At 75.9% G+C, this 7,256-nt stretch carries 6 protein-coding genes; all 6 read left to right on the plus strand.

All coding sequences use genetic code 11. The features are described 5' to 3' along the window. The first annotated feature begins 1 nt into the window (after position 1). The 6 genes from coaBC (at position 2) to fmt (ending at position 7,203) form a co-directional block, all read left to right on the plus strand. Positions 2 to 1,252, plus strand: coding sequence for a bifunctional phosphopantothenoylcysteine decarboxylase/phosphopantothenate--cysteine ligase CoaBC (gene coaBC, locus PH190_RS08930; protein ID WP_274231136.1), 1,251 nt, complete (start codon positions 2 to 4; stop codon positions 1,250 to 1,252). Positions 1,253 to 1,385: 133 nt separating this feature from the next. Then, positions 1,386 to 2,582 carry a methionine adenosyltransferase gene (metK, locus tag PH190_RS08935; RefSeq protein WP_274231156.1) on the plus strand — a complete coding sequence of 399 codons (1,197 nt, stop codon included), beginning with the start codon at positions 1,386 to 1,388 and terminating at the stop codon, positions 2,580 to 2,582. Positions 2,583 to 2,932: 350 nt separating this feature from the next. Continuing rightward, positions 2,933 to 5,041, plus strand: a complete 2,109-nt coding sequence (locus tag PH190_RS08940; protein WP_420791607.1) for a primosomal protein N' — start codon at positions 2,933 to 2,935, stop codon at positions 5,039 to 5,041. Between the two features lie 75 nt (positions 5,042 to 5,116). Beyond that, the gene (locus PH190_RS08945) at positions 5,117 to 5,677 is read left to right on the plus strand and encodes a TIGR03086 family metal-binding protein (protein ID WP_274231137.1); all 561 of its coding nucleotides are present in this window, start codon (positions 5,117 to 5,119) and stop codon (positions 5,675 to 5,677) included. 44 nt (positions 5,678 to 5,721) lie between these two features. Next, entirely contained in the window at positions 5,722 to 6,273 is a 552-nt protein-coding gene (def, locus tag PH190_RS08950) for a peptide deformylase (protein ID WP_274231138.1), read from the plus strand. Between the two features lie 3 nt (positions 6,274 to 6,276). Then, the gene (fmt, locus tag PH190_RS08955) at positions 6,277 to 7,203 is read left to right on the plus strand and encodes a methionyl-tRNA formyltransferase (RefSeq protein WP_274231139.1); all 927 of its coding nucleotides are present in this window, start codon (positions 6,277 to 6,279) and stop codon (positions 7,201 to 7,203) included. Positions 7,204 to 7,256: the final 53 nt, after the last annotated feature.

Genomic DNA, 7,256 nt, shown 5'->3' on the forward strand with positions numbered 1-7,256 from the left:
CGTGACCGCGACGGACCGGCCCCGGGAGATCGTCCTCGGGGTCTCGGGCGGCATCGCCGCCTACAAGGCCTGCGAGGTGCTGCGGCGCCTGCGCGAAGCCGGCCACCACGTGCAGGTGGTGGCCACCCGGGCCGCGCTGGAGTTCATCGGTGCGGCCACCTTCGAGGCGCTGTCGGGGCGCCCGGTCCTGTCCGGGGTCTTCGAGAACGTGTACGACGTCGAGCACGTGGCCCTCGGGCGGCGCGCCGAGCTGGTGGTCCTCGTCCCCGCGACGGCCGACCTGCTCGCCCGCATGGTCCAGGGCCGGGCCGACGACCTGCTCACCTCGACGCTGCTGACGGCCCGCTGCCCCGTGCTGGCGGTGCCCGCGATGCACACCGAGATGTGGGAGCACCCCGCGACGGTCGACAACGTGGCGACCCTGCGCCGCCGCGGGACGATCGTCCTCGAGCCCGCGTCCGGGCGCCTGACCGGCGCGGACACGGGGCCGGGCCGCCTGCCCGAGCCGGCGGAGATCGCGGAGTTCGCGCGGCTGCTCCTGGAGTGGGGCGCGAGCCATGGCGACACCGCCGAGCCCTTCCCGCTGCCCCGCGACCTCGAGGGCCGCCGGGTCGTCGTGTCCGCGGGCGGCACCGCCGAGCCGCTCGACCCGGTGCGCACGCTGGGCAACCGGTCGTCGGGCCGCCAGGGCTACGCCCTCGCCCGCGTCGCCGCCCAGCGGGGCGCCGAGGTCACGCTCGTCGCCGGCACCACGGCCGACCTCGACCCGCCCGCCGCGGTCGAGCTGCGCCGGGTGCAGACCACCCGCGAGATGCGCGACGCCGTGCTCGACGCGGCGAAGGCGGCCGACGTCGTCGTCATGGCCGCCGCGGTCTCGGACTTCCGGCCCGCGGCGCTGTCCGTCGGCAAGATCAAGAAGGGCGACGAGCCGCCCTCGATCCCGCTCGAGTTCAACCCCGACATCCTGCGCGAGCTCGTCACCGAGGACGTCCCGCGGCGCCTGGTCGTCGGGTTCGCCGCGGAGACCGGTGACGACCACGGCAGCGTGCTCGAGTACGCGCGCGCCAAGCTCGAGCGCAAGGGCTGCGACCTGCTGGTCGTCAACGCCGTGGGCGTCGGCAAGGCGTTCGAGGTCGAGGACAACGAGGGCTGGTTGCTGGGCGCCGACGGCACCACCCAGCCCCTGCCGATGGGCTCGAAGGCCGCCCTCGCGGCGCGTGTGTGGGACGCGGTGGCCGAGCGGCTGCGCTGAACGGGGCAATCCCACGTTCCGCTCATGAACACAACCGTTCTGTGACAGGCTTGGCATTCAGGCAGGTCAGCGCCCTCCCGCCCGGCGGGGATGCCGTTAGTGTGGACGGGTCCCATTGTCGAGGCAGGGAGAGATTGTGCCCGCTAGGCGTCTGTTCACCAGCGAATCCGTCACCGAGGGCCACCCAGACAAGATCTGTGACGCAGTCAGCGACGGCATCCTGGACGCCCTGCTGGCGCAGGACCCGAAGTCGCGCGTCGCGGTCGAGACGATGGTCACGACGGGCCAGGTGCACGTCGCCGGCGAGGTGACCACCAACGCCCAGGTCAACTACGTCGACATCGTCCGCAAGACCATCCTGGACATCGGCTACGACTCGTCGGCCAAGGGCTTCGACGGCGAGAGCTGCGGCGTGTCGATCTCGATCGGCGCGCAGTCCAAGGACATCGCCCAGGGCGTCGACGAGGGCTACGAGTCCCGCGTCGAGGGCAACGAGGACGAGATCGCCAAGCAGGGCGCGGGCGACCAGGGTCTGATGTTCGGCTACGCCGACGCGGACACCCCGGAGCTCATGCCGCTGCCGATCGGGCTGGCCCACCGTCTGGCCCGCAAGCTCACGGCCGTGCGTCGCGACGGCACGCTGCCGTACCTGCGTCCGGACGGGAAGACCCAGGTCACCATCGCCTACGACGACGACAAGCCCGTCGGCGTGGACACCGTGGTCCTGTCGACGCAGCACGCCGCCGACATCGACCTGGACAACCTGCTGGCGCCCGACATCCGGTCGAAGGTCATCAACCCGGTGCTCGAGGGCATCGACCTCGACTCGTCGAACACCCGCGTCCTGGTCAACCCGACCGGCCGCTTCGTCACCGGCGGCCCCATGGGCGACGCCGGCCTGACGGGCCGCAAGATCATCGTCGACACCTACGGCGGCTACGCCCGCCACGGCGGCGGCGCCTTCTCGGGCAAGGACCCGTCGAAGGTCGACCGCTCCGCGGCCTACGCCATGCGCTGGGTGGCCAAGAACGTCGTGGCCGCCGGCCTGGCCAAGCGCGTCGAGGTCCAGATCGCCTACGCGATCGGCAAGGCCGAGCCCGTCGGCGTGTTCGTCGAGACCTTCGGCACCGCCCAGACCGACCCCGCCAAGATCGAGAAGGCGATCCACGAGGTCTTCGACCTGCGCCCCGGTGCGATCGTGCGCGACCTGCAGCTGCTGCGCCCGATCTACCAGCCGACCGCGGCGTACGGCCACTTCGGCCGCGACGACCTCGACCTCCCGTGGGAGCGCACCGACCGCGCCGACGCCCTGAAGTCGATCGCGACCTGAGCCACTACCCGGTACGAGCGATGCGGCATCGCTGGCGTTGAACGCCAGGATCTCCACATCCTCGCGAGTACGACACGCCGGCCCGGCACCCCAGCACGCTCGGGGTGCCGGGCCGGCGTCGTCCGTCGGAGATCAGCAGGACGTGAGGCACGCGCCGGCGGGGCCCGAGGTGCCTGACGTCCTCCTGATCACCGCGAGCCCACCGGGAGCCGGGCGGGCGCCGGCGGCTGCGGAGATCACCAGGACGCCAGGCACGCGTCGGCGGCCGGTGAGGTGCCTGACGTCCTGCTGATCACCGGGGTCGGCGGAGGGCCACGGGGCGGTCGGGCCGTTCTGGTAGACCGGGACGCGTGAGCGAGACGGGGGAGGCGCTGTTCGCGGCGCCGGCGCCCGTCGCGAAGCCGGACCCGCCCGCGCCCGCAGCCCCGTCGGCGAAGCCCACGACGCCGCCGACGACGAAGCCCCTCCGCAACGAGCGCCTGCCCGCCGCCGAGCGCCCGGTGGCGACGGTCGCCGTCGACGTGAACCTCGCGCACCTCGACCGCACCTTCGACTACCAGGTCCCCGAGCAGCTGGCCGCCGACGCCGTGCCCGGCGCGCGGGTGCGGGTGCGCTTCGCGGGGCGGCTGGTCGACGGCTTCGTGCTCGCGCGCGAGGACACCAGCGAGCACGAGGGCCGCCTGGGCTGGCTGGAGAAGGTCGTCTCGCCCGAGCCGGTGCTCGGTCCCGAGCTGGCGGGGCTGTGCCGGGCGGTCGCCGACCGCTACGCCGGCACGCTCGCCGACGTCCTGCGCCTCGCCGTCCCGCCCCGCCACGCGCGCGTCGAGGCCGAGACGCCCCCCGAGCGCCCGGCCCCCCGCGCGCCCGCGCAGCACGGCTGGGGCGCCTACCCCCGCGGTCCCGCGCTGCTCGAGGCCCTCGCCGACGGCCGCGGGGCGCACGCCGTCTGGCAGGCCCTGCCCGGCGAGGACTGGCCCACCCGCCTCGCCGAGGCCGCCGCCACGACGGCCGCCGGCGGGCGCAGCGCCGTGATCGTCGTGCCCGACCGGCGCGACCTGGACCGCGTGCAGGCCGCCTGCGAGGCCGTGGCCGGCGCCGACGCCGTCGTCGCCCTGGCCGCCGACCTCGGGCCCGCCGAGCGCTACCGCCGCTGGCTCGCGGTGGCCCGCGGGGACGTGCGCATCGTCGTCGGCACCCGCGCCAGCGCGTTCGCTCCCGTCCGCGACCCCGGCCTGATCGCGGTGTGGGACGACGGCGACGACTCGCACGCCGAGCCCCGGGCGCCCTACCCGCACGCGCGCGACGTCGCCATGACCCGCGCCCACCGCGACGGGGCCGCCCTGCTCGTCGCCGGGTTCGCGCGCACGGCCGAGGCGGCGCTGCTCGTGGCCAGCGGCTGGGCGCACGACGTGGTCGCCGACCGCGCCACCGTGCGCGCCCGGGGCCCGCGCGTCACGGCGATCGGCGAGGACGACCGGCAGCTGATGCGCGACCCCGCCGCCCGGGCCGCGCGGGTGCCGTCGGTGGCGTTCGAGGCCGCCCGGGCGGCGCTCACGGCCGGCGCCCCGGTCCTCGTCCAGGTCCCGCGCCGCGGCTACCTGCCCGCCGTGGCGTGCGGGAACTGCCGCGAGCCCGCCCGCTGCCGCCGCTGCGCCGGGCCGCTGGCCCTGCCGAGCCACGGGGACGCGGCCGCGCCGACCTGCCGCTGGTGCGGGCACCCCGACCCGGGCTACCGCTGCGGCGCCTGCGGGTCCCCGCGGCTGCGGGCCCTGGCCGTCGGGTCGGAGCGCACCGCCGAGGAGCTGGGCCGCTCGTTCCCGCAGACGGTCGTGCGCACCTCGGGGGGCGGGTCGGCGGTGCTCGACCACGTGCCGGCGGGCCCCGCGCTGGTCGTCGCCACGCCGGGCGCCGAGCCCGTGGCCGAGGGCGGCTACGGCGCGGCGCTGCTGCTCGACGGGGCGGTGCTGCTCGCCCGGCCCGAGCTGCGGGCGGGGGAGGAGACGCTGCGGCGCTGGTTCGGGGCCGCCGCGCTCGTCCGGCCGGCGCCGGAGGGGGGCCGCGTCGTCGTGCTGGCCGACTCCGCGAACGCCGCGGTGCAGGCGCTGGTGCGCTGGGACCCGGTCGGGCACGCCGCCACCGAGCTCGCCGCCCGCACCGACCTCGCGCTGCCGCCGGCGATGCGCATGGCCGCGGTCGACGGCCCGCCCACCGCCGTCGCCGACCTGCTCGCGGCCCTCCCCGAGACGGTCGAGGTGCTCGGTCCCGTCGAGCTGCCGCCCGGCACGAAGCTGCCCGGCGCCGAGGAGCGCACCGAGGGCGCCGAGCGCTGCCTCGTCCGCGTCCCGCGCACCGAGGGCCGGACCCTCGCGCGGGAGCTGCACGCCGCGCAGGCCGTCCGGTCGGCGCGCAAGGAGCGCGAGCCGGTGCGCGTGCTGCTCGACCCGCTCGACCCTCTCTAGCGAGCACAACCGCACGGTTGACCACGCCACCGGCCCGTGCCAGGCTTTGTTCAACCACCAGGTTGAGGAGCCACGATGACCGAGACCCCGGCCGACCGCCACCGCCGCGTCGCCGCCGCCTTCACCGACCGCGTCCACGGCACCGCCGACTGGGCCGTCCCGACGCCGGTGCCGGACTGGACGGCGCGCGACGTCGTCGGGCACCTGACGACGTGGTTCCCCGGCTTCCTCGCCGGTTCGGGCGTGCCGTTGCCCGCGGGCCCGAGCGCCGACGACCACCCCGTCGCCGCCTGGGACCACCAGGTCGCCGCGGTCCAGGCCCTGCTCGACGACCCGGAGAGCGCCGATCGGGAGATCGCGAATCCCCACCTCGGGTCGATGACCCTCGCCGGCGCGACGGACATGATCTACACGACCGACGTCTTCATGCACACCTGGGACCTCGCCCGCGCCACGGGCCAGGACGACCGCCTCGACCCCGACGAGTGCGCCGCCCTGGTCGGCGGCATGGAACAGATGGAGGAGGTCATCCGGGCCTCGGGGCAGTACGGCCCGCGCGTGCCGGTGCCCGACGACGCCGACGCGCAGACCCGCATGCTCGGCTTCATCGGCCGCGACCCCGCGTGGAAGCCCTGACGCGGGGACTACCCTGGACGGTCGAGCCCCCGGAAGAAGGATCGATGACCGTCCAGCCGTTGCGCCTGTTCGGCGACCCCGTGCTGCGGACGAAGGCCGACCCCGTGGTCGACTTCGACCGCGAGCTCGCCACCCTTGTCGCGGATCTCCACGAGACGATGCGCGACCAGGGCGGCGCGGGCCTCGCGGCGCCGCAGATCGGCGTCGGCCTGCGCGTGTTCGTGTTCCGCGCCGACGGCGTCGAGGGCCACATGGTCAACCCGACGTGGAACGCGGCCGACGACACCGAGCAGTTCGGGCCCGAGGGCTGCCTGTCGATCCCGGGGCTGCGGTTCGACTGCCGGCGCTTCGAGCACGTCGTCGCGAGCGGGTGGGACCTGCACGGCGAGCCCCAGACCGTCGAGGGCACCGCGCTCGTGGCCCGCGCGATCCAGCACGAGACCGACCACCTCGACGGCGTCCTCTTCCTCGACAAGCTCGACCCCGAGACCCGCCGCGAGGCGATGAAGGCGATCCGCGAGGCGCCGTGGTTCGACCCGGCCGCGCCCCCGACGGTCAAGGCGAGCCCGCACCCGCTCTTCGGGCGAGCCCTGTAGCCCGTGCGCGTCGTCTTCGCGGGCACGCCCGAGCCCGCCCTGCCGTCCCTGCGCCGCCTGCTCGCGAGCGGGCGCCACGAGGTCGTCGCCGTCGTCACCCGCCCCGACGCGCCGGTCGGGCGGTCGAAGCGGCCGCAGCGCAGCCCGGTCGGGGCGCTGGCCGACGAGTCCGGCGTGCCGGTCCTGACGCCGGCGAAGGCCTCGGAGCCGGAGTTCCTGGCGCAGCTCGCCGACCTCGCCCCCGACTGCTGTCCCGTCGTCGCCTACGGCAACCTGCTGCGCCGCGCGGCCCTCGACATCCCCCGGTACGGCTGGGTCAACCTGCACTTCTCGCTGCTCCCGGCCTGGCGGGGCGCCGCGCCGGTGCAGGCGGCGATCCGCGCCGGCGACGAGATCACCGGCGCGAGCACCTTCGCGCTCGAGGAGGGCATGGACACCGGTCCCGTCTACGGCACGGTCACCGAGGAGATCGGCCGCCACGACACCGCCGGCGCGCTGCTCGAGCGGCTCGCCGCCTCCGGCGCGGGGCTGCTGGAGCACACCCTCGACGGCATCGAGGACGGCGAGCTCGTCGGCGTGCCCCAGCCCACCGACGGCGTCTCGTACGCCCCGAAGATCACCGTCGACGACGCCCGCGTGCCCTGGACCCACCCCGCCCCGGCCGTCGACCGGCTGGTCCGCGCCGTGACCCCGGCCCCGGGGGCGTGGACGACGTTCCGCGACGCCCGCCTCAAGCTCGGCCCCGTGCTGACCACCGGCGAGGCCGGGCTCGAGCCGGGCTCGATCCGCGTCGAGCGCCAGCGGGTCCTGGTCGGCACGGCCACCGCCACCGTCGCGCTCGGCGACGTCCAGCCCGGCGGGAAGAAGCCCATGCCCGCCGTGGACTGGGCCCGGGGCGTGCGACCGGGGTCGGGGGAGCGGTTCGCGTGACCGGGGCGAGCGCAGCGACGGGGGACTGGACCGGGGCGAGCGCAGCGACGGGG

Source organism: Actinomycetospora straminea (assembly GCF_028737255.1).
In the GTDB taxonomy this organism is placed as follows: Bacteria; Actinomycetota; Actinomycetes; order Mycobacteriales; family Pseudonocardiaceae; genus Actinomycetospora; species Actinomycetospora straminea.